We start from the raw sequence: 2055 nt of genomic DNA on the forward strand, positions 1-2055 counted from the left end.
CTCGGCGCCGGAAAGCCGGGCGGCGAGGTAGGCGGCCGCAAAACTGTCGCCGGCCGCGGTGGTGTCGATGATCGGCTGGGTCACCGGCTCGGCCCTCACCTCGCGCGATCCGCCGGGAAAGCGCAGCACGCTGACGGGCTCCGAGAGCTTCAGCACCACTTCCGGACTCGAAATGCCCGCAAGCAGCGCCGCCTGGCTCTCGCCAGGATAGAGCGGCAACAGGTCCTCGGTCGAGGCGAGCACGATGTCGGCCGCCTCGAACGCCGCGCTGTAAACGCTGCGCGCCTCGCTCAGATCAGGCCAACCGCGGGCACGGAAATTGGTATCGAACGCGAAGCGCGTACCGAGCAGGCGCGCACGCTTCAAGGCCGTCATCAAGCGCCCCCGCCCGTGGTCGTCATAGATCGAGAGCGTGATGGCGGAGAGATAGACGAGGTCATAGGTGGCGAGCGAATTGAGGAGGTCCTCGGTCTCCGGCAAATGCATCAGCTTGCGCGCGGCCGAGTTCTCACGCCAATGGAAGAATTTTCGTTCGCCCTTCTCATCCGTCTGGATCAGATAAATGCCGGGCAGTTTGCCCGCCAGCCGGGCGACGCGCTTGGTGCCGACGCCCTCGGCCTTCCAGGCGGCGATCATCTCCTCGCTCAACGCATCGTCGCCGAGCGCGGTGATGTAGTCGACGTCGATGCCGAGGCGCGCGAGATAGACGGCGGTGTTGAGAGTATCACCGCCGTAACCCCGCGAGTAGAGGCCGCCTGGCGTCCCGCTTTGGGGCCCGCCTTGCGCCTGCCTCAACTCGATCATGCATTCGCCGATAGAGGCTACCCGCGTCATGACCGCACTCCGTAGCAAGACTACGCCGCGAATTTGCCGCCGAGCTCGTCCTCGATGTGAATCCGGATGATATCGTCGAACGTCTTCTCGGCCGTCGTGAAGCCGAGCTTCAGCGCCCGTTCGGTGACGAAATCGCGCGGCCAGCCGGAGACGATGCCGATGATGGTCTGGTCCGGCACCCGCTTGATCCGCGCCGTGACGTTCTTGCCGGCGACGCGATCGAGCGCCGCGATCTGCTCGCCGACGGTGGCGGAGAGCCCGGGCATGCTGAGATTGCGGCGCGGACCGATGGCATTGAGGTCCATGGTCCCGGCATGCACGAGGAAACCGACCGCCGAGCGCGGCGAAGCATGCCAATGCCGCACGTCCTCGGACACCGGCAGGATCGCCTCCTCGCCGGCCAGCGGCTCGCGCATGATGTTGGAGAAGAAGCCGGACGCCGCCTTGTTTGGCCGGCCCGGCCGCACGCAGATCGTCGGCAGGCGAATGCTGATGCCGTCGAACAGGCCCTTGCGGGTGTAGTCGTTGATCAGGAGCTCGCAGATCGATTTCTGTGTGCCGTAGCTCGTCAGCGGGGTGTGGAAGAACTCATCGCCGATCTTCTCCGGGAACGGCGCGCCGAACACGGCGATCGAGGACGTGAACACCAGCCGCGGCTTGTAGCCGCCGCCGACCGCGCGGATGGCATCGATCAGGTAGCGCGTGCCGTCGAGATTGATGCGGTAGCCCTTGTCGAAATTGGCCTCGGCCTCGCCGGAGACGATCGCGGCGAGATGGAAGATCACATCCGGCCGCTCGGCGATCAACGGCGCCGCGGCGCCCGCATCGGCGAAGTCGGACGCCACCACCTTGACCGGGATCGAGGCGTTGGCGGGCTTTACGGGCTCGACGACGTCCTGCAGGGTCATCTTGGTGATGTCCTGCTTGCCGAGGCGGCCGTCGCGCAGCAGACGGTCGGTCAATTTACGGCCGACCATGCCGGCGGCGCCGAGAATCAGAACGTGCAAGACCCAACTCCTTCTTGTTCTTCAGGGCTAGTGCGTGGCGATTGCACTACGATGCGAGAGGCGGACTCCGCTGCACCTCGCCCCGCTTGCGGGAGAGGTCGGAATTCAAGCCCAGCTTGAATTCCGGGTGAGGGGGAGCCTCCGCAAATACATCTGTCACCATATTCGCGGGCAGAGCCCCTCACCCCTACCCTCTCCCCGTAAGAACGGCTAT

General features: G+C 65.4%; 2 protein-coding genes. Both read right to left on the reverse strand.

What is annotated here, in order from left to right:
• Positions 1 to 834 (reverse strand): sugar kinase (locus CWO89_RS43545; RefSeq protein ID WP_130584312.1); only part of this gene is annotated, 834 nt, incomplete at its 3' end.
• A 20-nt stretch (positions 835 to 854) separates the two neighbouring features.
• A complete protein-coding gene (gene denD, locus CWO89_RS43550) occupies positions 855 to 1841 on the reverse strand; it encodes a D-erythronate dehydrogenase (protein ID WP_130584313.1) in 987 nt (328 codons plus the stop codon).
• Positions 1842 to 2055 lie beyond the last annotated feature (214 nt).

Origin of the sequence: Bradyrhizobium sp. Leo170 (assembly GCF_004296405.1) — a bacterium.
Taxonomy (GTDB): Bacteria; Pseudomonadota; Alphaproteobacteria; order Rhizobiales; family Xanthobacteraceae; genus Bradyrhizobium.